The 23,707-nt window shown below is 61.0% G+C and carries 21 protein-coding genes; 9 read left to right on the forward strand and 12 right to left on the reverse strand.

Features of this window, described 5'->3' with window-relative positions:
- Positions 1-10 precede the first annotated feature (10 nt).
- On the reverse strand, positions 11-1,387 hold the full coding sequence (hglS, locus tag NMB39_RS12485) for a 2-oxoadipate dioxygenase/decarboxylase HglS (RefSeq protein ID WP_057025079.1): 1,377 nt from the start codon (positions 1,385-1,387) through the stop codon (positions 11-13).
- A gap of 237 nt (positions 1,388-1,624) precedes the next feature.
- Between hglS and NMB39_RS12490 the strand changes: the two genes are divergently transcribed.
- Complete coding sequence (locus NMB39_RS12490) at positions 1,625-4,261, forward strand: MGH1-like glycoside hydrolase domain-containing protein (protein ID WP_494339149.1); 2,637 nt, start codon at positions 1,625-1,627, stop codon at positions 4,259-4,261.
- 126 nt (positions 4,262-4,387) lie between these two features.
- Positions 4,388-5,017, forward strand: a complete 630-nt coding sequence (locus NMB39_RS12495) for a hypothetical protein (RefSeq protein WP_494339148.1) — start codon at positions 4,388-4,390, stop codon at positions 5,015-5,017.
- A gap of 66 nt (positions 5,018-5,083) precedes the next feature.
- Here NMB39_RS12495 and NMB39_RS12500 read toward each other — a convergent pair whose 3' ends face one another.
- Positions 5,084-5,398 (reverse strand): SCP2 sterol-binding domain-containing protein, encoded by a 315-nt coding sequence (locus tag NMB39_RS12500; protein ID WP_124412483.1) that lies wholly within the window; start codon positions 5,396-5,398, stop codon positions 5,084-5,086.
- 56 nt (positions 5,399-5,454) lie between these two features.
- A complete protein-coding gene (locus NMB39_RS12505) occupies positions 5,455-6,165 on the reverse strand; it encodes a histidine phosphatase family protein (RefSeq protein ID WP_198721092.1) in 711 nt (236 codons plus the stop codon).
- Between the two features lie 193 nt (positions 6,166-6,358).
- Here NMB39_RS12505 and sohB point away from each other — a divergent pair, with 193 nt between their 5' ends.
- Complete coding sequence (gene sohB / locus NMB39_RS12510; protein WP_046068507.1) at positions 6,359-7,384, forward strand: protease SohB; 1,026 nt, start codon at positions 6,359-6,361, stop codon at positions 7,382-7,384.
- A gap of 462 nt (positions 7,385-7,846) precedes the next feature.
- On the opposite strand, the gene NMB39_RS12515 is transcribed toward sohB, so the two are convergent.
- A complete protein-coding gene (locus NMB39_RS12515) occupies positions 7,847-9,355 on the reverse strand; it encodes an MFS transporter (protein WP_367236505.1) in 1,509 nt (502 codons plus the stop codon).
- Between the two features lie 150 nt (positions 9,356-9,505).
- Here NMB39_RS12515 and NMB39_RS12520 point away from each other — a divergent pair, with 150 nt between their 5' ends.
- Positions 9,506-10,402, forward strand: coding sequence for a LysR family transcriptional regulator (locus NMB39_RS12520; protein WP_046068505.1), 897 nt, complete (start codon positions 9,506-9,508; stop codon positions 10,400-10,402).
- On the opposite strand, the gene dhaL is transcribed toward NMB39_RS12520, so the two are convergent.
- The 7 genes from dhaL to NMB39_RS12555 form a co-directional block, all read right to left on the reverse strand.
- The gene (dhaL, locus tag NMB39_RS12525; protein WP_057025087.1) at positions 10,359-11,006 is read right to left on the reverse strand and encodes a dihydroxyacetone kinase subunit DhaL; all 648 of its coding nucleotides are present in this window, start codon (positions 11,004-11,006) and stop codon (positions 10,359-10,361) included. The genes NMB39_RS12520 and dhaL overlap by 44 nt on opposite strands.
- A 2-nt stretch (positions 11,007-11,008) precedes the next feature.
- Positions 11,009-12,010 carry a dihydroxyacetone kinase subunit DhaK gene (locus NMB39_RS12530; RefSeq protein WP_217882791.1) on the reverse strand — a complete coding sequence of 334 codons (1,002 nt, stop codon included), beginning with the start codon at positions 12,008-12,010 and terminating at the stop codon, positions 11,009-11,011.
- Between the two features lie 168 nt (positions 12,011-12,178).
- On the reverse strand, positions 12,179-13,294 hold the full coding sequence (locus tag NMB39_RS12535; protein WP_056846222.1) for an MDR/zinc-dependent alcohol dehydrogenase-like family protein: 1,116 nt from the start codon (positions 13,292-13,294) through the stop codon (positions 12,179-12,181).
- Positions 13,295-13,322: 28 nt separating this feature from the next.
- A complete protein-coding gene (locus NMB39_RS12540; RefSeq protein ID WP_057025090.1) occupies positions 13,323-14,078 on the reverse strand; it encodes an SDR family oxidoreductase in 756 nt (251 codons plus the stop codon).
- A 149-nt stretch (positions 14,079-14,227) separates the two neighbouring features.
- A complete protein-coding gene (locus NMB39_RS12545; protein WP_124400928.1) occupies positions 14,228-15,235 on the reverse strand; it encodes a substrate-binding domain-containing protein in 1,008 nt (335 codons plus the stop codon).
- A gap of 34 nt (positions 15,236-15,269) precedes the next feature.
- A complete protein-coding gene (locus NMB39_RS12550; protein WP_494339147.1) occupies positions 15,270-16,247 on the reverse strand; it encodes an ABC transporter permease in 978 nt (325 codons plus the stop codon).
- Positions 16,244-17,731: a sugar ABC transporter ATP-binding protein gene (locus tag NMB39_RS12555; RefSeq protein WP_198721088.1), complete on the reverse strand. Its 1,488-nt coding sequence runs from the start codon at positions 17,729-17,731 to the stop codon at positions 16,244-16,246. The genes NMB39_RS12550 and NMB39_RS12555 overlap by 4 nt, the downstream gene beginning before the upstream one ends.
- 283 nt (positions 17,732-18,014) lie before the next feature.
- Between NMB39_RS12555 and rpiB the strand changes: the two genes are divergently transcribed.
- The 3 genes from rpiB (at position 18,015) to NMB39_RS12570 (ending at position 21,475) form a co-directional block, all read left to right on the forward strand.
- Positions 18,015-18,476 carry a ribose 5-phosphate isomerase B gene (gene rpiB, locus NMB39_RS12560; RefSeq protein ID WP_057025093.1) on the forward strand — a complete coding sequence of 154 codons (462 nt, stop codon included), beginning with the start codon at positions 18,015-18,017 and terminating at the stop codon, positions 18,474-18,476.
- A 63-nt stretch (positions 18,477-18,539) separates the two neighbouring features.
- Positions 18,540-19,520, forward strand: a complete 981-nt coding sequence (locus NMB39_RS12565) for a sugar-binding transcriptional regulator (protein ID WP_005788844.1) — start codon at positions 18,540-18,542, stop codon at positions 19,518-19,520.
- A 392-nt stretch (positions 19,521-19,912) separates the two neighbouring features.
- Positions 19,913-21,475 (forward strand): TerC family protein, encoded by a 1,563-nt coding sequence (locus NMB39_RS12570; protein ID WP_494339146.1) that lies wholly within the window; start codon positions 19,913-19,915, stop codon positions 21,473-21,475.
- Here the strand turns inward: NMB39_RS12570 and NMB39_RS12575 are convergent.
- A complete protein-coding gene (locus NMB39_RS12575; RefSeq protein WP_057025096.1) occupies positions 21,462-21,797 on the reverse strand; it encodes a thioredoxin family protein in 336 nt (111 codons plus the stop codon). The genes NMB39_RS12570 and NMB39_RS12575 overlap by 14 nt on opposite strands.
- A 340-nt stretch (positions 21,798-22,137) precedes the next feature.
- Between NMB39_RS12575 and NMB39_RS12580 the strand changes: the two genes are divergently transcribed.
- Together NMB39_RS12580 and NMB39_RS12585 are read left to right on the forward strand one after the other, a co-directional pair.
- Positions 22,138-22,986, forward strand: a complete 849-nt coding sequence (locus tag NMB39_RS12580; protein ID WP_057025097.1) for a transporter substrate-binding protein — start codon at positions 22,138-22,140, stop codon at positions 22,984-22,986.
- Between the two features lie 52 nt (positions 22,987-23,038).
- A complete protein-coding gene (locus NMB39_RS12585; protein ID WP_494339145.1) occupies positions 23,039-23,701 on the forward strand; it encodes an amino acid ABC transporter permease in 663 nt (220 codons plus the stop codon).
- Positions 23,702-23,707 lie beyond the last annotated feature (6 nt).

Raw genomic sequence — 23,707 nt, forward strand, 5'->3', positions numbered from 1 at the left:
ACGCCCTATTTCATGCCAGCAGTGTGCCCAAACATTCATCAATGGAACGCTGCTGCGTCTGGCCGTAAAGCTGCAACTCATCGATCGTCTTGCGCCCCAGCGCCTGTTCGAATTGCGCCTGGTTGGAGTTGGCCGCGTAATGACTCTGCGCCGCATCCCCCAGGTTTGACTGGAAGATTCCCGCCGCACTCACCGGCAGGAAATCCTCGTACACCAATGGCTCCACCGTCACGTGACCGGCGTTGACCAGCGCTTGCAACTCACGCGGCTGGTCGGCCTGGCCGCGGGCTGCCAGGCCTTTGTCGGTGACGAAGTAGCGATAGTACGCCAGGCCCTGTTCCCGCATCTGCCCATGATCATCGGGGAACGCCTGAAAGTGCTGTTCCAGCAATTGCACATAGCGTTGGGCATTGGCCTCAGTGGGAAATGCGCCGAGTTCATCGCGGGCGGCGTTCAGCAGTTGGTCGTACAGCGCACGGCCCTTGGGCGTCAGTGCGACACCGCGTTGTTCGATTTCGCCGAAGCGTGCGCTGTGGCTGCCGTGGGCATCGGTGAAGGCGATGGGTTCGTCGAGGGCCTTGAAGCTGGTCTGGCGCAGCAGGATCGGGCATTGGCGCCGCGGTGGGCCTTCGATCACCGCCTTGGGCGTGATGCCTTTGCCGGGCATGGCGGCTTGCACCTGGTCAATGTCCAGAGTGCGTGGGGTAAGGTGGTTGATATGCGGGCCCTTGAACGCCACCACGTCGGCGATCAGGCGATGCTGGTCGCTGAGTTGCTGGTACTGCGCGCGCGTCACCGTGGCGGTGTGGTGCCAGCGGAAAGTCTCCAGGGCTTGGCAGATAAAAACCTCGGCGTCACTGGCATTCAGGCCACCTTGTGTTTCAGCTTGTTCGATCAACGCCAAGGCGCCGGGGGTGAAGATCGAGCGCTTGGCCAGGGCGCTTTCGGCGAACGTGCGCAGCGTTGGGTTTTCGATCAGTTCCAGGCGCAACAATGAGGTGAACACGCGAAACGGGCTGGTTTGCAGTGCGTGTTCATGCACGGCGCGAAAGGCGGTGGAATGCACCGGCACCCCGGCGGGGGTGAGGTCGTAGTAGCCCACCGGTTGCATGCCCATGACCGCGAACAAGCGGCTGATGGTCGCCAGTTCCGCAGCGGTGCCCAGGCGGATGGCGCCGTGGCGCTCCCTGTCCAGGCGCTGGATTTCCCCGGTGCGTTGCAGCTGCTGCGCCAGGCGCGGTTCGCGGTCGAGCACGCCGGCATTGGTCTCGGCCACCAGTTCCAGCAGCGCGCCGTACAGCGGAACTTCATCGCGGTACATGTCGGACATGGCCTTGGAAAAGCCCTTGCGGATCTCATCGGGGCTGACATGTGCAGTGGCGTGCATAGAAAAATTCCTGATGGCTATGGCGATGAAAGTGGCCTTTGCCTGATTTTGTTGAGCCGCAGCCCGGCTTGCAAACGAAGATTCCTCAGGACTTCATTCTGCAAATGAATGATGACCTGAACATGCGAGAACCAACTCGCCCGGTCTTCAACTACACCCACTTCTCAAGTCTTCATGTGCAACCGGGCGTCATTGGGTTTTACACTGCCCCTCACTGTGTAGGTGATGGAGGACTCAATGACGGCCGTACCCGCAACCCGCCTGCTGGACACGATTGAAGGCCAGCGCCTGCTCACGCAGGACGCCGAGCGTTGGCGCGAGTGGGGCCCGTACCTGAGTGAGCGCCAATGGGGCACGGTGCGCGAAGACTACAGCGCCGATGGAGACGCCTGGGCCTACTTTCCCCATGAACAGGCACGCAGTCGCGCCTATCGCTGGGGCGAGGACGGATTGGCCGGTTTCAGCGATAAAGCGCAACGCTGGTGCCTGGGCGTGGCGCTATGGAATGAGCGCGACGCGATTATCAAGGAGCGTCTGTTCGGCCTCAACAACGCCGAGGGCAACCACGGTGAAGACGTCAAGGAGTTGTACTTCTTCGTCGATGGCGTACCGAGCCATGCTTACATGCGCATGCTGTACAAATACCCCCATGCCGCCTTTCCCTATGCCGACCTGATCGCCGAAAACGCCCGCCGCGGGCTGGGCGATGCCGAGTATGAAATCCTCGACACCGGTGTGTTTGAAGACAACCACTACTGCGACGTCAGTGTCGAATACGCCAAGCACCAGCCCGACGATATTTTCATGCGCGTCACCGTGCACAACCGCTCGGACCAACCAACGCGCCTGCAGGTGCTGCCCCAGCTGTGGGCGCGCAACGACTGGAGCTGGACCTTCGATGCGCCCAAGCCCAGCTTGACCCTGGAGGGCGACCGCGTGCTGGCCCGTCATCATGAAGTGGACGATCGTCATCTCAGCGCCTGGGGCCAGGACGGCGTGCAATGGTTGTTTTGCGAAAACGAGAGCAACTTCGCCAAACTGGGCGGGCAGCCGACGCCCGGGCCGTTCAAGGACGGCATCAACGATTACGTGGTAGAGGGTGATCAAGGGGCCATTCGCGGTGACGCGGGCACCAAGGTGGCGGCGCGATTCAGTCTTGAACTGGCGGGCCTGGAGAGCAAAAGCCTCTATCTGCGCTTTGCCCCTCTGGACGCCCCCGAGGTCAACGCACGCAAGTTGTTCGAACAGCGCCGCCAGGAGGCCGATGACTTCTACGCAGCCTTGCAACAAGGCATCGCCGATGACGATGCGCGCAATGTACAGCGCCAGGCCCTGGCCGGCTTGCTGTGGTCCAAGCAACTGTACTATTTCGACGTCAACCAGTGGCTCGACGGCGACCCGGCCCAGCCTGCGCCGCCGCCCGAGCGTTTACATATCCGCAATACCCATTGGCGGCACCTGTCCAATTTCGACATCCTGTCCATGCCCGACACATGGGAATACCCGTGGTACGCCTCCTGGGACCAGGGCTTCCAGGCGGTGGCCATCGCGCTGATCGACCCGGGCTACGCCAAACAGCAGCTGTTGTTGCTGGTAAAGGACCGCTTCATGCACCCCAACGGCCAGCTGCCCGCCTATGAATGGCGCTTCGACGACGCCAACCCACCCGTGCACGCCTGGGCCAGCTGGCGTGTGTATCAGCAGGACAAGGCGTTGACCGGGGTGGGCGACATGGACTTCCTCGAGCGGATCTTCCACAAGCTGCTGCTGAATTTTTCCTGGTGGGTCAACCGCAAGGATGCCGAGGGCCGCAACCTGTTCCAGGGTGGGTTTCTTGGCCTGGACAATATCGCCTTGTTCGATCGCTCCGCCGCGCTGCCACCGGGTTACCAGTTGGATCAAGCCGACGGCACCGCCTGGGTCGCGGCCTATGCCCTGGACCTGATGCGTATCGGGCTGGAACTGGCCAAGCGCAATGTTGTGTACGTGGACATCGCCGTGAAGTTTTTCGAGCATTTCCTGTATATCGCCGGCGCCATCAACCGCGTCGACGACAGCGCCGAAGGCCTATGGGATGAGCAGGATCTGTTCTTCTACGACGTACTGCATCGCCCCGACGGCCAGAATGAACCGGTGCGCCTGCGTTCGATCGTCGGCCTGATGCCGTTGTTCGCGGTGCTGGTGCTGGAGCAGCGCGAGCATGAGGGGCTGGAAGGATTGCGCGAGCGTCTGCTGGGGTTTATGCATCACCGACCGGACTTGGCCAAACTGGTCTCACGCTGGAACGAACCGGGGCAGGGCAATCGCCTGTTGCTGGCGTTGCTGCGCGGCGAGCGCACCAAGGATCTGCTGCGCCGCATGCTGGATGAAAACGAGTTCCTGTCGGCCTTCGGCGTGCGCTCCTTGTCCAAGGCGTTCGCAGAGCAACCCCTGGCGCTGCAGATGAATGGCGACACGCTGTGCGCCAGTTACCAGCCGGGCGAGTCCGACTCGCGTTTGTATGGCGGCAATTCCAACTGGCGCGGGCCGCTGTGGATGCCGGTTAACTACATGCTGATCGAATCGCTGCGCGAGTTTCACCGCTACTACGCGGATAACTTCTCGGTGGAGTACCCCACGGGCAGCGGTTATCTGGCGTCCCTTGAGGAAGTGGCAAACAGCCTCAGCCAGCGCCTCACGCGCTTGTTTCTACGCGATGAAAATGGCCTGCGCCCTTCGATGGCGGGGTATGCGCAATTGGAAGCGGACCCGGCCAGTCGCGATCTGGTGTTGTTCCATGAGTATTTCCACGGCGAAACCGGGCGTGGCCTGGGGGCGTCGCATCAGACGGGGTGGAGTGCGTTGGTGGCGTTGTTGCTGCAGCCGAAAAGCTAAGCCGCACCACTGACTTGCTTTTCTGTGGGAGCTGCATTGCTTGCGACATTGCAGGCAAAAAATCCCGCCACCAAAAGGCTTGAATCAGGTAGATTCGCCGGCCTTACCCTTACAAGGATGTAGATCATGGCAAACCGCGCCATCGTTTCAAGCCCTGCCAACCTGCTGGGCGCATTGCTGGTCAGTGCCGCTGCGTTGCTCGCCTGCCTGCCGGTTGGCAGCGCCGGTGCGCAGGAGCTGAGGGCAATGTGCCTGTCATGCGATGTCGGCTTTGCGACCGATGCGACTAAATGGGTCAAGAACGGCATGTACCGTCTTGACGCAGTGACGCTGACGGATGACGAAAAGGAGATGGGTGCAGAAGCCGACGAGAAACGCAAAATGACCCGGATCAAACCTTTGGTTCTGGGCATTGATGAAAATGATGCGTTGGTTCAGGCAAGCGTAGACGCAATCGATGCCATGGGTAATTCCGGACGCGATAGCACTGTGTTGGAGCAGCAGTGGCCCGACCTGACTCGTCGTGCGCGGTACGCGTACAGTCTTTTTATGGCTGAAGATCAACCTGTAGACTTTTATAAAGTCTATGTGCGGGTAGGTCGCAATCAATACATGGTGACGGTTGGCCGGGACGTGGAGAGCGGCGAATTCAAGATGAGACCGGGCCATTGGCGGTTCCTCAATGAATACGGCAACCCGGGTTCGCCAGAAGAAGTGGCGCAGTTTAAAAAAGTCGAAGCCGCTGCTGGGCGTTAATAACGAGGCTTGGGCCAGAAATGAAAAATCCCGCCGGAAGGCGGGATTTTTTTGAGCGCGGCGTTATCAGGCCGGGAACAGCTCGCTCAGCTTCATCGCCAGCATCATGTCGCCTTCGGTGCGCAGTTTGCCGCCCATGAAGGCCTGCATGCCGTCGGTGGAACCGTCGACGATGCCTTCCAGGGTGTCGCTGTCCATGACCAGGGTCACTTGGGCGTCAGGGTTTTCGCCTTCCAGCAGTTCGCAGGTCTTGTCCTTGACCACCAGCGAAAAGTTCTTGGTGTCGTCGATGCGGAAACCGAATACCAGGTCCAAGCCTTCGGCAGCGCTTGGGTTGAATTTGGCTTTCATTGCTTCTACTGCTTTGGCTACGTCAGTCATGGTTTCGATCCTTTTATGGTGAGTCCAGTGACCTTGGGGTCACGGTTGGCCACAGCTCATCGGAAAGTGATGAGCTGCGGCGCCTTCAACAGTTGCAAGTGGGCATGGTTGTTGAAGGAAGCCAGTGCCACCTCGCGACCGCGGAATTTCAGCTGGTTGAGCGAGGTGTTAACAATTTGCCAGTTCATTTCGAACGCCTGGGCGGCGGGCATTCGGGTAATCAGGTGGAGCAGGGCGGTGATGGTGCCGCCGGAGGTGAATACGGCGATCTTGTCGGCGTTGTCGGCGGCTTCGAGGATACGCTGCAAGCCGCCCTGGACGCGTTCGACAAACCCCAGCCAGCTTTCCAGCCCCGGTGGGTCATAAGTGCCGGCCAGCCAGCGCTCGACAATCAGCGCGAAGATACGCTGGAACTCGCTGCGGTTCTGCGGGCCGTTACGCAGGATGTGCACGGCATCGGGTTCGCTGCCGAGCAGGTCGGGCAACAGGCCGCGGATGATCGCTTCGCCGTCGAATTCGTTGAACGCGCTGTCGGTCTCCAACGTCGGAACCGGCAGGCCAAGGGCGCTGTATTGATCGAACGTGGCGCTGGCGGTGTGCTGCTGGCGGCGCAGGTCACCGGCGATGCAGCGGTCGAAGCTCAGGCCCAGGTCGACCAGGTGGCGACCGAGCACTTGCGCCTGTTCCACGCCGACGGGCGACAGGACGTCATAGTCGTCTGCACCGAAGGAGGCCTGGCCATGTCGAATCAGATAAATGCTGCCCACGTCCGTTTTCCCGGTACGTTGAAAGTCTGGCGAGGTTATGAGGATGCCTGCAAGCTGTCAATGAAAAAACATACGCTTGTTTTAAAACCTCGTTGGAGCCCGCCTGCTGGCGGTTTGATCACTGGCTCCGGCGCGATGGCGTCGGTATGCTGGGGCCATCCGCGCCTGGCGCAGTGCATTCTTAAGGAGACATATGGATTTTTTGGCCGAATACGCGAGCTTTCTGGCGAAAACCGTCACCCTGGTGGTCGCTATTCTGGTGGTACTGATCAGCTTCGCAGCCCTGCGCAGCAAAGGTCGTCGTAAATCCGCCGGCCAATTGCAGGTCAGCAAGCTGAATGATTTCTACAAGGGCCTGCGCGAGCGCCTGGAGTCGAGCCTGCTCGACAAGGACCAGCTCAAGGCCTTGCGCAAATCCGAAAGCAAGACTGAAAAGAAAAAGGGCAAGAAGAAACCCGAGCCCAAGCCGCGAGTGTTCGTGCTGGATTTCGACGGCGACATCAAGGCCTCGGCCACTGAGAGCCTGCGCCATGAAATCACCGCGCTGCTGAGCCTGGCCACACCCAAGGATGAAGTGGTACTGCGCCTGGAAAGCGGCGGCGGCATGGTGCACAGCTATGGCCTGGCTTCGTCGCAACTGGCGCGCATCCGCCAGGCCGGTGTGCCATTGACCGTGTGCATCGACAAGGTGGCGGCCAGCGGCGGCTACATGATGGCGTGCATCGGCGAGAAGATCATCAGCGCACCGTTCGCTATCCTCGGCTCCATCGGCGTGGTCGCGCAGTTGCCCAACGTCAATCGCTTGCTGAAAAAGCACGATATCGACTTCGAAGTGCTGACTGCCGGCGAATACAAACGCACCCTCACGGTGTTTGGCGAAAATACCGAGAAGGGCCGGGAGAAGTTCCAGGAAGACCTGGATATCACTCACCAGTTGTTCAAGAACTTCGTCTCGCGGTACCGCCCGCAATTGGCGATTGACGATGTAGCGACCGGTGAAGTGTGGCTGGGTGTGGCCGCCCTCGACAAACAGTTGGTCGACGAGCTGCAAACCAGCGATGAATACCTGGCCACCAAGGCCAAGACTGCCGAAGTGTTCCACCTGCACTATGCCGAGCGTAAAAGCCTGCAAGAACGCGTGGGCCTGGCGGCCAGCGGTTCGGTAGACCGGGTGTTGCTGACCTGGTGGAGCCGGCTGACCCAGCAGCGGTTCTGGTAACCATCCTCAGGTTGTAGGCGGTCCCCTGTGGGAGGGGGCTTGCCCCCGATGGCGGCCTGACAGCCGACTAGATGTTGGATCAGACCGGGTACATATCCGTTATTTGGGCAACGACCACTATTGGTTCCGCTTTTACAGCGGGTCACTTTGAAAAGCGCAAAGTAACCAAACGCTCTTGCCCCACCACTCGGCACCTCGCTTAGGCTCGGTGTGCCCGTAATCCGACAGGGATTTGGGGGGCCGCCGCCACGCGCCATCCATGGCGCGGGGCGGCTAAACCGGCATCCCTGCCGGTTTACCCCCCAAATCCCTGTCGAATTCCGGCCAGCGTGGTTTGACGGGGCGCCTCAGATCAAAAGCAGATCAAGATCAAGAGCGGCTCGCTTCGCATCGTGGTTACCTTTAGCTGCTACGAAGTTGTGTAGGTGCCGATGGTCATCGGGAGCAAGCCCCCTCCCACATTCAGCTGTGTGTGGGTATCGGCTTGCGCATCAGGCTCCCCACCACCAGCGCGCCCAGCAACCCCAATAAACCCGCCACCCACAACACCCCGCTGAACCCACCCACAAACGCCTGCCGCGCCAGCGGTTGCACTGTTACTCGCGCTGCTTCGGGCACCAGATCCAGCGCCGCGGGCATATCACCGGCTACTACCCGCGAAGCAATACCCGCCACCTGCGCCTGCCACTGCGGGTCGATACTCGCGCTCAGCAACTGCTCGCTGTGGCTGCCCAGCAACGCGCCATACACGCCGATTGCCAACATGATCGCGCTGAAGCGCATGGTGGTGCTCATGCCCGACGCCATGCCTGCGCGATCCCGTGGCACGCAGGCCATGATGTTTTTCTGCGTGTCGCCATTGAGTAACCCCGCGCCTGCACCGGTGACGGCGATCGCCAGGGCAAAGGGCAGATACCCGCCAGCCTGCACGGCCCACGCACTCAACAGATTGCCGCAGCCCACCAGGGTCAAGCCGCTCGCCATCATGGTCGCCGGTGTGAAGCGACCCGCCAGGCGTGCACCGATGCGTGGGCAGACCAGCATGGTCAAGGCAAACGGCAACATGCCCAGGCCCGAGGCAATCGCGGAAAAACCCAGGCCGTTCTGCAGGTAGAACGGCAGAAGCGTCATCATCACCTGGGCGCACCCGGCATAGGCAAACATGCCGAGCAAGGCGCCGATAAAGCGCGGGTGCCGAAACAGCTGTAAGTCCACCATCGGTCGCTGCTGCAGGTGCTCGGCCAGCACAAATACGCCCATCAACAGCCCGCCACCGATGAGGCGGGCGTAGGTCAGCGGGCTATCCCAACCGATGCGATTGGCCTCGATCAGCCCCCAGATCAGGCACAGCAAGCTGCCACTGAACGCCAGGCTGCCCCAGGGATCCAGGCGCGCCGATCGGGTATCGCGGGACTCGGGAATCGCCCGCAGCACCAAGGCCATCAGTACCAGCCCCACCGGCAGGTTGAGATAGAAAATCCAGCGCCAGCCCAGGTACTCGGTGATCAAGCCGCCCAGGGTCGGCGCGGCGGTCATCGCCACGCCCATGCACGCGCCCCAGAACGCCCAGGCCTTGGCGCGTTCTATTTCATCGTGGAAGGTATGCCCGATAGATGCCAGTGCCGAGGTCAGCAGCAGCGCCGCACCCACCCCCTTCACGGCCCGGGCGATGTCCAGCCACAGCGCGGTGGGTGCTGCGCCGCAGCCCAGGGAGGCGAGGATGAAAATACCCAGGCCCCAGACCAGGGTTTTCTTGCGGCCAAAGCGGTCGGCGATACTCCCGGCCGGCAACAACAAGGCGGCGAATGCCAGCATATAAGCGCTGACTACCCACTCGATATCGGCAAAGTTGGCGCCCAGGTCGCGGGCGATGCTCGGCAGCGTGACGGCAACGATGTTGGTATCCAGCACGATCAACGAGCAGACAGCGGAGGCGGTTACCAGCGTCAGGCGTGGACTGACCCGGCTCACAAGCAAATTACCTGGTAGGCAATACGGAAATCTCGGTTGACTTGCATCGCAAGGGCTCTTTAGTGTTCAGGAGCTACGAGCTTATCCCTGGCTGATCAAATTTTTGTTAGGCGCCAGGAAGTACTTCATTACCTTTGAGCTAATGCTGCCATGGAAATCCGCCATTTTCGTTACTTTCTGGCCGTGGCCCGGCAGCGCAATTTCACCCGCGCCGCCGAGCAATTGGGTATTGCGCCGCCGACCCTGAGCCGGCAAATCCAGGACATGGAAACCAGCCTGGGCACGCGCTTGTTTATCCGCCGGCAGCGCGAAGTCAGCCTCACCGAAGCGGGTGCCGCGCTGCTGAGCGAGGCTGAAGCCGCCGTGCGCCAATTCGAGTTCGCCCAGCGCAGTGCCCAGCGCGCCGGGCGTGGCGAGATCGGGCATATCGAGTTGGGTTACGTGGCCTCGGCGCTGTACTGCGGGCTGTTGCAGCGCCAGGTGCGAGGGTTCAGCCAGGCGTTTGCCGATGTGAACGTGAACCTGCGCGAATGGGCCATGGCTGCGCTACCGGGCGCGGTGGCCGATGGGCGCTGCGATATCGGTTATATCCGTTCGCCGATGACCCTGCCGGACGGCGTTGAGGCGGTGCGCCTGGACAGCGAAGGCTTTGTGCTGGCGCTGGCTCATGACTCATGGCTGCTGGGACTCAAGGCAATCACCTGCGAGCACCTAGAAAACGAGACGTTTATCCTGCCGGAACAAATCAGCGGCACCTTGCATGTCGCCGCCCAGGGCGGCTACGCACCGCGTCTGGGCGCGCAGCCGGGCGGGTTGGTGGCGGTGGTGGCCTTGGTGTCGTTGGGGCAGGGGGTTGCGGTAGTGCCGGCATCGATGGTCGGGCATGTGAGCCTGCCCGGCGTGGTGTATCGCAATATCCAGGGCAATGAGGCGTCGTCGTGGTTGTCGTTGATTTACCGGCGCTTTGAAAAAGCGCCGGCGGTGGCGCGGTATATCCAGCAGGTCAAGCAGTCAGTCGCGGCTGCACCGAGTCGGCCAGGCGCGTAAGAATCAGGCAGCACGACACCGCCCCGGCGTCCAGCACCCCGAGAGAGCGCTCGCCCAGGCGACTGGCGCGGCCGATCTTGGCCACCAGGTCCTTGGTCGAATCGCGCCCCTGGGAGGCGGCGGTTTTCATCGCCTCCAGCGCATCGTTGAAAGACGCCCCGGATGCATGTGCCTGTTCAAACGCCTCTACTGCAGGAATAAGGGTATCCATCAGGCACTTGTCGCCCACGCCCGCCTCGGTGATGTCCTGCAATGAAGTCAAGCCGCCGCGCAACAGATGGGCGAAGGTCGCGGCGTCGATGTCTTCACAGTTGCGCACTTCGTCGGCCATGCCAATAAACAGGCTGCCATACAGCGGGCCCATGGAGCCGCCGATGCCTTCCATCAGGCTCAGGGTCAGTTCATCCAGGGCTTGGGCCAGGCTCAGTTGGCGGCCTTCGATAGTGCGACCGCAGTGGGCGAAGCCCTTGGCCATGTTGATGCCGTGGTCACCGTCGCCAATGGCGCCGTCGACTGCGCTGAGGTATTCGCGATTGGCCACGATGACGCTGACCAGGTCGGCAACGATGGCGCTGCCGTCGCGGGTAGAAAAATGCTGGCTCATGTTTACTCCGCCTGGGTCATGCCGATGGAACGGCAGGGTTGGTCGATCAGGGTTTTCAGCTCGGCGTCGAGGCCGAGCAGGGTCAAGGTCACGCCCATCATTTCCAGGGAGGTGAAGTAGTTGCCGACGTAGCAACGGTGAATTTTCAAGCCCTTGGCCTTGAGCTGTTTTTCCACCTCGGCGTAGAAAATGTAAAGCTCCATCACCGGCGTGGCGCCAAGGCCCGAGACCAGCACCACTACGCTGTCGTCCTGGCTGAAATCGCGGTCGGCGAGGATCGGCGCCAGCATGCGCTCGGCCATGGCGGCGGCCGGCTCAATCGGGATGACTTCGATGCCCGGCTCGCCATGATGGCCGATGCCCAGTTCCATCTGGCCGTCAGGGATCTGGAAGTTCGGCTTGCCCACGGCGGCGATGGTGCACGGCGTGAGGCCGATGCCAATGGAGCGGCACTGGTCGACGGTTTTCTGCGCGACGCGAATCACCCCGTCCAGGTCGTAATGCTGGGCGGCGGCGGCACCGCCGATCTTCCACATGAAAATTTCCCCGGCCACCCCGCGACGCTTGGCGATATCGGCCTTGGGCGCCGAGGCCACGTCGTCGTTGGCAACCACCGTGCGGATGCGCATGTCTTTGCTGGCGGCCATCTTCATCGCCAGCTTGACGTTCATATTGTCGCCGGCGTAGTTGCCATACAGGCAGGCCACGCCCGCGCCATGGTCGGCGGCGCGGAAGGCGTCGAAAAAACTCTTGGCGGTGGGCGAGGAGAAAATCTCGCCGACGGCCACGGCGTCTACCAGGCCCGGGCCAACATAGCCGAGGAACGCCGGCTCATGCCCGGAGCCGCCACCGGTGACGATGCCGACACGACCCTGGGCGGACGGCCTGGCCTTGACGATGACCCGTGGGTTGGTCTCGTACTGGCGCAGTTCGGGGTGCGCGACCAGGATGCCGCGCAGCATGTCCTCGACCACTTGGTCGGGATCGTTGATGACTCGATTCATAACGCGGGTTCCTGTGTTCTTGTTCTGTTGGTTCAACGCAGTTCAGTGTGGGAGGGGCGGTGCGACGATTCGACTTGCCCCCGATGGCGGTACAACAGTGAAAAATCAGTTGGTTGACACACCGCTATCGGGAGCAAGCCCCCTCCCACATTTGGACCTGTGGTGTGCTTAGGGCTCGAGTACAACTTTGAGCGATTTATCGCCGCGCTCCATCACCGCAAACGCCTCCTTGAAATCCGCCAGGGCAAACTTGTGGGTCACCACATCGCGCATGTCGATTTTGCGGTTGCCGATAAAGTCGATGGCTCGCGGGTACATGTAGGGCCCCAGGTGCGAGCCGAGGATGTCCAGCTCCTTGCGGTCGCCGATGATCGACCAGTCCACCGTGGCTTCGTCGTTGAACACGCTGAATTCGACGAAGCGCCCCAGCTTGCGCAGCATCGCCAGGCCCTGGTTGACCGCCTTGTGGTGCCCGGTGGCTTCGATGTAGATGTCGCAACCGTAGCCATCCGTGATCTCGCGGATTTTCGCCAGCACATCCACCTCGGCCGGGTTCCAGACTTCGTCGGCGCCCATGCGCAGGGCGAGGGCGGCGCGTTCGGGTTTCATGTCCAGCACAATGAGCTTTTTCGGGTTGCGCAATCGCACCGCGCCAATGATGCCCAGGCCCAAAGTGCCGGCGCCTGCGACCACTACGATGTCGTCATGGTCGACGTTGGCGCGCTCCGCCGCGTGCAGCGAGCAGGCCAGCGGCTCGATCAGGATCGCTTCGTCGGGCGCGATGGATTCCGGCACTTTGTGGATGATGCCTTCCTTGGTGAAGATCATGTACTGGGCCATGGCGCCCTGCACATTATTCTGGAAGCCATACAGGTCGTGCTTCTGGCACATCCAGTACTGGCCGTGGTTGCAGAAGCGGCAACCCCAGCATGGCACGATCTGTTCGGAAATCACCCGGTCGCCGACCGCCACGCCACGCTTTTCGGCACCGGGGCCTAGGGCGACTACACGGCACACGAACTCATGTCCGGGAATCATCGGCGGCTTCACATAGCGCGGTTGCTCGGCATCGCCCCAGAACGACGGCGCGCCGCGATAGGTCTTGATATCGCCCATGCAGATGCCGCACAGCTCGACCTTGGTGAGGATCTCGTCGGGGCCGGGCGTGGGCACGTCGACGGTTTCCAGGCGATAGTCTTCCGGGCCATGGCAGACCACGGCCTGCATGGTTTTCGGGATGCTCGGGGCGAGTTGTTGCGGTGTGCGTTCGGTGACGGTGGACATGACAGGACCTCACGACATAAAGATGGAATTACTGAATGCTGTAGCCGCCATCGATCACCATGTTGGCGCCGGTGATCATCTGCGCGGCATCGCTGAGCAGGTACAACGCCAGCCCGGCGATTTCTTCAGGCAATGCAAAGCGCCCCGCCGGGATCTGCAATTTGGCCCGCTCGCCCACTTCACCAGCCCAGGCTTTTTTGCCCAGGGCGGTTTCGACGATGGTCGGGGAGATGGCGTTGACGTTGATCTGCGGCGCCCATTCCATGGCCAGGACCTTCGTCATGCCGACGATGGCCGCCTTGCTGGCGCAATAGGCGACGTGACGGTCCAGGCCGATGACGGCGGCCTGGGACGCAAGGTTGACGATGCGCCCGCTGCCCTGGGCCAACATGTGCTTGGCGCACGCCTGGGCCACGAAGAAGCTGGCTTTGAGATTAATATCCAGGGTGGTGTCCCAGGCGCTTTCACTGACCTCGATAGCCTTGTCCAGCAGCACCACGCCGGCGCTGTTGATCAGGTAGTCCAGGCGTTGGAAGTGTGCGAATACGCGGTCGATGGCGGGTTGTATCTGGCCGGTCTGGCCGAGGTCCACGGCGATGCCCAGGTGCCCGCTACCCAGGCTGGCGGCAACTTCAACCACCGCCGGGTCGCGATCCAGCAACGCCACGCGGGCACCGCGTTCCACCAGCAGGGTGGCACAGGCCAGGCCGATGCCGGCGGCACCGCCGGTGATCACCGCACAACGGCCACTGAGGTCGAAGGCTTGGTTCCAGAAACCAGACATGAATAACTCCATTTTCGAAAACGGTGAAGATCAAAATGTGGGAGGGGGCTTGCCCCCGATAGCGGTGTAACAGTGATAAATCAGGTGGCTGATACACCGCTATCGGGAGCAAGCCCCCTCCCACAGTTGACTGTGTTTCAAGCCACTGACTACTTGCCGCCGCTGACTTGCTTGTACAGCGCATCCGCATTGGCATTGGTCACCGGCACCCATGGCAGGATGTAGTTCTTGGCCGTGCCGTCGCCCCATTTCACATCCTTGGCATAGCGCTCCCAGATCACCGACTGCGGCTTGTAGTCCTTGCCGGCTAGGGCGCGCAGGGCCACGTCCAGCGCGCCTTGGGACTGGGCCTGGGCGTCCTGGAGGAAGGTGGTGACTTCATCTTTTTTCGCTGCCTGGATCGCATCCGGCATGCCGTCAATGGAGGTCACGGGCACGTCCTTGGCTGTAAGGCCGTGGGACTTCAGGGCCTGCACGGCGCCCAGGGCCATGTCATCGTTCTGTGCGATCACACCGTTGATGCCCTTGGGGTGAGCGTTCAGCCAGTCTTCGGTAAGGGTCAGCGCCTGGGCGCGGTCCCAGTTGGCGGTTTTCTTCTCGATGATCTTGATATCCGGGTGTTTGCCCAGCACTTCCAGCTCGCCTTTTTCCCGGTCGATCTGTGCTGACTGGCCAATCGGGCCCTGGATGATCACCACGTTGCCCTTGCCGTTGAGCTTGTCGACCATGGCCTGGGCCTGCAGGCGGCCGCCTTCCACGTCGTCGTTACCGACATATGGCACGTTGGCATCGGCTACTTTCGTATTGGAGGCGATGACCACCACGTCGTTGCTCATGGCGGCCTTGACGGTGCCGACACCGGCCTTGGTATCGATCGGCACGAACAGGATCGCGTCGTAGCGTTGGGTCACCATGTTTTCGATCTGGTTGTTCTGGGTCAGGGCGTCGTAGTTGCCGTCGAACACGGTCAACTGCACGGTGCCATCCTTGACCGCCGGATGTTCCTTGAGCTCACGCACCCAGTTCTGCATGAACTGGCCCTTGAGGCCGTAGACGGCTGCGCCGATCTTGTAGGTCTTGCCATCGGCAGCCAGGGCGATGCTGCTGGCAAGCAAGGTGAGGGTCGCCGCAGCGGCCAAAGTGGTACCAAGTTTCATGAGTAGAACTCCGGTTATTGTTGTGGGTCGTTCTCTAGCGTTTTTTCTTGCGCCACACGTCGATCAGTACTGCGAACACGATGATCAGGCCCTTGGCGACCTGTTGGTAATAGGAGGACACACCGAGCAGGTTCAGGCCGTTGTTGATCACGCCGATCAACAGCGCACCGAACAAGGTGCCGACGATGCTGCCGGTGCCACCCGACAGGCTGGTACCGCCGATCACCACCGCAGCAATTGCGTCCAGCTCGTAGGAAACCCCGGCCTGGGGCAGGGCAGAGGTGGTACGTGCCGACAGCACCACGCCGGCCAATCCGGCGAGCAGGCCCGAGACCACGTACACCGAGAACATCACCTTGCGCACACCGATGCCGGAGGTGCGTGCGCTCTTTTCATTGCCGCCCACCGCGTACACATAGCGCCCGTAAGTGGTGTAGCGCAGCACCATCCAGAAGATCAGTGCGACCACTGCGAAGATAATGATCGGCACGCCTATCGGGCCGATCTTGCCGATACCCAGGGCCAGGTAGGCGTCGGGCAGGTCGGTGATGGGGCTGCCGTCGTTGAGGATAAAGGTCATGCCCCGGGCGATGCTGAGCATGCCCAGGGTCGCCACGAACGGCGGGATCGACAGGTTGGCCACCATAAAGCCATTGACCACGCCGAGCATCGCCCCGGCAAACATCCCGGCGCTGACCGCCGCCAGCAGGCCGTAACCCTGGGTGGCGACCATGGCGCTGCACAGCCCGGCAAACGCCAGGATCGAACCCACAGAGAGGTCGATGCCCTTGGTCAGGATCACATAGGTCATGCCCACGGCCAGGATGCCGTTGATGGAAGTCTGGCGCAGGATGTCCATCCAGTTGCGCCAGGTCATGAAGTATTCGCTGGAAAACGCCATCACCACGCAGAGCAGGATAAACACCAGCGGCAGGCCGAAGCGGTCGAGGGACAGGCGCAGGCGGCTGCGTGGGACGGTAGTAATAGGTGCGGCGATGGTTTTGGCATTCATGAGGCAAGACTCAACAAGGCTTCCTGGGAAAGGGCGGTGTCGGTGCTGATGGTCACCAGCCGGCCACCCTTGAATACGGCGATGCGATCGCTCAGGTGCAGCAGTTCCGGGGCTTCCGACGACACCACGATGGCCGCGCCGCCAGCCCGTACGAACTGGTCGAGCAGGCGGTAGATCTCCTGCTTGGCGCCTTCGTCGATGCCGCGGGTCGGTTCGTCGCAGAGCAGGCACACCGGCTCGGTGGACAGGCATTTGGCGAGCACCACTTTCTGCTGGTTGCCGCCGCTCATGGATGCCACCGGCAAATCCAGGGAGCTGGTCTTGATCTGCAGGCGCTTGACCATGTCCTCGGCCAGCTGGGTTTCCTTGCGTGCGTTGATCAGCGACCAGCTCGACAAACGCTTGTAGGCCGACAGCGCAATGTTCGAGAGGATGCTGCCGGTCAGTACCAGGCCACTGTCCTTGCGGTCTTCGGTGACCAGGGACATGCCCGCGTCGATGGTGGCCTTGGGCATGCCGATCGGCATGGGCTTGCCTTGCAGGGTGACGCTGCCGGAGTCCGCCACGGTCAGGCCGTAGATGCAATTGAGGAACTCACTGCGCCCGGAGCCCATCAGCCCATAGATGCCGAGGATTTCGCCTTGGCGCAGTTGCAGGCTGATGTCGTGGAACTCGCCGTTGCGGCTCAGGCTGTCGACTTGCAGGCAGGTGTCGGCGGCGCATTCGCGCCCCACCTTGTGGTCGATGCGCGTCAGCTCCTGGCCGACGATGCCGCGCACCAGGTGGTCGCGGTCGATATCGGCCATGCGCCCGCTTTCCACAAACGCGCCATCGCGGAAGATGCTGTACTCATCGGCGATCTGCGCCAGTTCGCTCAGGCGATGGGACACATACACGATGCCGGCGCCGCGGGCGGTGAGGCGGCGAATGGCCTTGAACAACGTTTCGGCCTCGCGCTCGCCGATGGCCGAGGTGGGCTCATCCATGATCATCACCTGGCAGTCATGGCTGAACGCCTTGGCGATTTCCACCAATTGGATCTGCGCCACGCTCAAGCGGTGCATGGGGCTGGTAGCGTCGACCTCGAATTCCAGGCTTTCCAGCAGTTCGCGGGTACGCCGATTGAGGGTTTTGCTGTCGACGATGCAGCCGGCGCGGCGTGGTTCGCGGCCCAGCCAGATATTTTCGGCGACGGTCATGTAGGGGATGGGTTCCAGCTCCTGGGTGATCATCGCGATCCCCGCCGCCAGGGCTTCGCTCGGGCGGTTGAACTGTACCGGCGCACCGTTGAGCAAGATGCTGCCGGCGTCACGCTGGGTGATGCCCATCAGGATGCTCAGGAAGGTCGACTTGCCGGCGCCATTGCCGCCGCACAGGGCGTGGACGCTGCCGGCCCGCAGAGAAAGGCGCCCGTCACGCAGGGCGGGCACCCCGGCGTAAGCCTTGGCGACGTGTTCAGCCTGGAGCAGTAATGGCGTGGCCATCGGCGTGTCCTCGTGCTGTGAATTCTTATTAGGTCGCACAGTCATGTTTCGCTGTGAGCATATGTGTATCAAATGAAATTCTGATCAGTCAATCTCTTTCACTTAAAAGCGATGATTCTCATGTTTAGCGGCAATATTGGCTTTTAAAGCCGCATTGATTGGAAGGTCAGTTAAATGGCGCTTGACAGAAAGGGCAGATTGCCCGCGAAATGACTGAGCGAAATTTCAATGACTGATCATATGATCGGTCCCAAACAGGATTACGGCAGCGGAGCCAGACGCTATGAACGCACCTTTCCCGGTGGCTATCGGATGTGATGAAGCGGGTTTTGAGCTTAAAGAGCTGTTGAGGCGCCATATCGAAGCGCTGGGTTACCCGGTGACCGACTTCGGCACTCACTCCACCGCGCCGGTGCTTTACCCGGACATCGCCCTGGCTGTGGCCAATGCCATCAATGCCGGGCAGCAGCGCCTGGGCGTGCTGGTGTGCGGCACCGGGATCGGCATGGCCATTTCGGCCAACAAGGTCATGGGTATTCGTGCGGCCCAGGCCCATGACACCTATTCGGCGGAGCGTGCGCGCAAGAGCAACGATGCTCAGATCCTGTCCATCGGTGCACGGGTGATCGGTGCAGAACTGGCCAAGAGCATCGTCACTGCGTTCCTGGCCTCGGAGTTCGAGGTGGCGCGTTCGGGGGCCAAGGTCGAGCGCATCAACGCGATCGAACGCGATGGGCATCAGTAGTGGACGGCACGGGGCAAGAGTCGGGAGAATGCGCCTTTGACGCCGAAACGGAAGCCCGTCCCCATGAGTGACAGTACCCAGCGCATGGCCAGTGATATCGATCAGATGACCGAAGTGGCGATGCTCTATTACCTTGAGAACGTCACTCAGGAGGCCATCGCCAAACGCTTCGATCTGTCGCGGGCAAAAGTCAGTCGCCTGCTCAAGCGGGCCCGGGATGAAGGTATTGTCGAGGTGCGCGTGTTGCAGCACCCGGCGATGAACAACGAGCTGGAGAGGGCGCTGGTGGAGCGCTTCAAGCTTGACCGCGCCTTGATCGCCGTCGACCATAGCGACCCTGACACCCAGCGCTCGGCGGTCGCCAGCCTGGTGGCCAACTACCTGAACAAGACCCTCGGTGACGGCATGATCGTCGCCGTCGGCATGGGGCGTAACGTCGGCGCGGTGGCCGACAACGTCTTTCTGCCGGTGACGCGCAACTGCACGTTTGTGTGTGCCATTGGCGGTTCGCTCAAGGCCGGCGAGTACATGAACCCCGACCATATCTGCCGGCGCCTGGCCCTGCGCTTTGGCGGCGAGAGCGAAAGCCTGTACGCCCCGGCGCTGGTGGCCAATCCGGAACTGCGCGGCGTGCTGATCAATAACGACACGGTGCGCTCCACCCTCGACCGTGCACGGCGAGCCGACATTGCCCTGATCGGCATCGGTGACATGAGCGAGAACAGCAACATGGTGCGCATGGGCTGGTTCTCGCCCCAGGAAATCGCCCAGGCGCGGTTATCCGGCACCGTGGGGGACATGATGGGCTATGACTTTATCGACATTCACGGCCAGCCCGCAGTCAACGCCATCCAGGGCCGGGTGATCGGGTTGACCGTGCAGGAGCTGTTCCGTATCCCGGATGTGGTGGCGATTGCCAGTGAAAACACCAAGGCGGCAGCGACGCTGGGGGCGTTGCGCTCGGGGGTGATCAATACGCTGGCGACGACGGTCACCAATGCCCACACCATCCTGGCACTGGATGATGCCACCCGAAAGTCCTGATACCACACCGTTCCAAATGTGGAATGGGGGCTTGTGTGGGAGGGGGCTTGCTCCCGATAGCGGTGTGTCAGCCAGCTTATATATTGACTGACACACCGCCATCGGGAGCAAGCCCCCTCCCACATTGGTTCTGCATAGGCTGGAAGACAGGTTTTGTAATAGTTTTGCTCTGTGGGAGTTGTGTGTTTGGGCTGTAGGATTCAAGTCCTTTTGTTATGTCAGGACTTGCATGAACACCCTCTCGGAGCCTCCCAGTCGTCTTTCCCCAAGACACTTACTGTCGCTGTTCCCCCTGAAGCACACCATATTCCGACTGCTAACCTTGTCCCGGTCCACTGACCGGGCATTGCCGTGCCCAGCATTCTAAAAAACTGAATACAGAGACTTTGTAAATGGAATGGTTAGCGGATCCAACGGCCTGGCTCGGCCTTGCGACCTTGATTGTGCTGGAACTGGTGCTGGGTATCGACAACCTGGTGTTTATCGCGATCCTGGCGGACAAGTTGCCGCCGGAGCAGCGTGACCGTGCGCGGTTGATCGGTTTGTCCCTGGCGTTGCTGATGCGCCTGGGCCTGTTGGCGAGTATTTCCTGGTTGGTGACCCTCACCCAGCCGCTGTTCGAGGTGTTCGACAAGAGCTTCTCCGGTCGCGACCTGATCATGCTGTTTGGTGGTGTGTTCCTGTTGTTCAAGGCCACCATGGAATTGCATGAGCGCCTGGAAGGCCATGTGGCCCAGCACAAGGGCAGTGTGGCCTACGCCATGTTCTGGCCGATCGTGGCGCAGATCGTGGTGCTGGATGCGGTGTTCTCCCTCGACGCGGTGATTACCGCCGTGGGCATGGTGGACGAACTGGCGGTGATGATGATCGCGGTGATCGTCTCCATCGGCCTGATGATCGTGGCGAGTAAGCCGTTGACCCGCTTCGTTAACGCCCACCCCACGGTGATCATGCTGTGCCTGGGCTTCTTGATGATGATCGGTTTCGCCCTGACCGCCGAAGGCTTGGGCTTCCATATTCCGAAGGGCTACCTGTACGCGGCCATTGGCTTCTCGATTCTGATCGAGCTGTTCAACCAGATCGCCCGGTCGCGGCGCAAGAAGTCGGCGCAGGGTGTGCTGCCGGTGCGTGAGCGTACCGCCCATGCGGTGATGCGCTTGTTGGGTGGCCGCAGCCTGGCGGTGGAAGAGGTGGGCGAAGAGGTTGCCGACCTGCTGGGCGAGCCGGATGCCGCCCAAGGTCCGCTGTTTGATCGACGCGAGCGGGTGATGATCAGCGGTGTGCTGCAACTGGCCGAGCGGCCGATTCGCTCCTTGATGACGCCTCGGGCCAAGGTTGACTGCATCGACCTGGCGGATGATCCCGAGGCTATCCGCCTGAAGTTGATGCATTCGTCCTACTCGCGCCTGCCGCTGATCCGCAATGGCGCGGTGGATGAGCCCTTGGGCTTTGTGCACAAGAAGGAGTTGCTCAAGGAATACCTGGCCGGTAACGAGCCGAACCTGGAACACCTGGCGCGCCGGGCGATCAATCTGCTGGAGAGCTTTTCGATCCTCAATGCCTTGGAACAGATGCGTCAGGAATCCACTCACATCGCCTTCGTGATCAACGAGTTCGGGGATTTCATGGGTGTGTTGAGCATGACCGATATTCTGGAATCCATCGCCGGTGAATTGCCCGATGCCAGTGAAATCGAAGGCCCGGACATTGTCGAGGAGGGCGCGGGCTTTCGTGCCAATGGTGCCTTGAATCTTAATCAGGTGAGCCGACGCACCGGCTTCAAGGCTGTGGCGACGGAAGATTACCAGACCCTGGCCGGCCTGGTGATGAGCCTGTTGGATCGCTTGCCGGTTGTGGGTGATAGTCTTGAATACGAGGGGTGGCGCCTGACTGTGGCCGCGGTGGAAGAGCGGAGGGTGACGCAGGTTTGTTTGTCGCCGCTTACGGGCCCTTGATCTGAAGGCGAGCGAACCGCTTGAACGCGTCTTCAAGCGCTTGCTCGCCGAGTCCGGGAACGGTTTCCTGAAGCTGTTGATCCTGGTAGATCAGCAGCATTGGAATCCGATCCACGCTTGGATGGCGCGGTGTTTCGGCGCAATCAAGGATCATGATCTTGACCTGGCCTTCGTACCTCTGGCTTATCCGCATGAAGCGTGGCATCGCATCAGTGCATGCCGCGCAACCATGGGAAATGAATACAACGAATACGGGCTGCTTCGTATCGAGTTCGCGGTCAAATTGCGCCTTATCTGCGATCACCGCATTGACGTAATCCATCGGGCATCTCCCTGTCACTCCTTGGCTTACGCTAAGTCGGAAAATCGTCCAGGTCTACTGTCAACCTTCACAGGTCTGTTTTCACGCGCCTTGCATCTGGGGCGTCATCCAGGCACCCAGATAGGTGCGCAGTAACACCGTTGTGGGGCGTTGCGTAGCAAAACCCTACGCCTTCGGCGCAACGCCGTTAAGCGCTTTAATACCTATCTTACTGAACCATAAAGAGTTTCCCGACAGCATATTTTTCCTCCCGTGGCTGTGGCACACTTTCTGCTGTCTATTCCGTTGTTACATACCAAGTTCCGGTATAGCGGAATACACAATCCCTGGAGTGCTTGTCATGCATCACCGACCTTCCGTATTCAAAGCGTGTGTTTTTCTTGTTGTCGCATCGGCTTCCTTCACAAGCATGGTGCAGGCGGCGGACAGCAAGCTCGATGACGTGCTCAAGCGCGGGCACCTTATTGTGGGTACAGGCAGTACCAATGCGCCGTGGCACTTCCAGGGAGCGGATGGCAAGTTGCAGGGCTTCGATATCGACATCGGTCGCATGGTGGCCAAGGGTTTGTTCAATGACCCGAGCAAGGTCGAGTTTGTGGTGCAGTCGTCCGATGCACGCATTCCCAACCTGCTCACCGACAAGGTTGATATGAGCTGCCAGTTCATCACCGTCACCGCCAGCCGTGCGCAGCAAGTGGCCTTCACCCTGCCGTACTACCGCGAAGGTGTTGGCCTGTTGCTGCCGAACAACAGCAAGTACAAGGAAATCGAAGACCTGCAGGCGGCGGGCGATGACGTCACCGTGGCTGTGCTGCAAAACGTGTATGCCGAAGAGCTGGTGCACCAGGCGCTGCCCAAGGCCAAGGTCGACCAGTACGACAGCGTCGACCTGATGTACCAGGCTGTGAACTCCGGTCGCGCCGATGCCGCCGCCACCGACCAGTCTTCGGTCAAATACCTGATGGTGCAGAACCCTGGCCGCTACCGCAGCCCCACGTACGCCTGGAGCCCGCAAACCTATGCGTGCGCGGTCAAGCGCGGCGATCAGGACTGGCTGAACTTCGTCAACACCGCGCTTCACGAAGCCATGACCGGTGTGGAATTCCCCACCTACAAAGCTTCATTCAAGCAGTGGTTTGGCGTGGACCTGCCAGAACCGGCGATTGGTTTTCCTGTGGAATTCAAGTGATCCGCAACTATAGGGGCGTGCCTGAACACGCCCCACTCAGGTACTGCTGACCATGAACTATCAGTTGAATTTTGCCGCCGTCTGGCGTGATTTCGACACCTTGCTGACGGGGCTCGGCCTGGGCCTGCAGCTGGCCTTGCTGTCGATTGCCATCGGCTGCGTGATCGGCCTGCTGATGGCGTTTGCCATGCTGTCCCGGCACCGCGCGTTGCGCATCCTGGCCTCGGTGTACGTGACGGTGGTGCGCAATACGCCGATCCTGGTGCTGATCCTGTTGATCTACTTTGCCTTGCCGTCCCTGGGGATCCGCCTGGACAAGATCCCCTCGTTCATCATCACCCTGTCGCTATACGCCGGTGCCTACCTGACCGAAGTGTTCCGCGCCGGGCTGCTGAATATTCCCAAGGGCCTGCGCGAAGCCGGGTTGGCCATCGGACTTGGCGAGTGGCGAATCCGCGCCTATATCACCGTGCCGGTGATGTTGCGCAACGTGTTGCCAGCGCTGTCGAACAACTTTATCTCGCTGTTCAAGGACACCTCCCTGGCCGCCGCGATTGCGGTGCCGGAGCTGACCTATTACGCCCGCAAGATCAACGTCGAAAGCTACCGGGTGATTGAAACCTGGCTGGTCACGACTGCGCTCTACGTGGCTGCCTGCTACCTCATTGCCATGCTGCTGCGTTACCTCGAGCAGCGTCTGGCGATCCGTCGTTAAGGAGGG

The organism is Pseudomonas sp. FBCC-B545 (assembly GCF_059134095.1).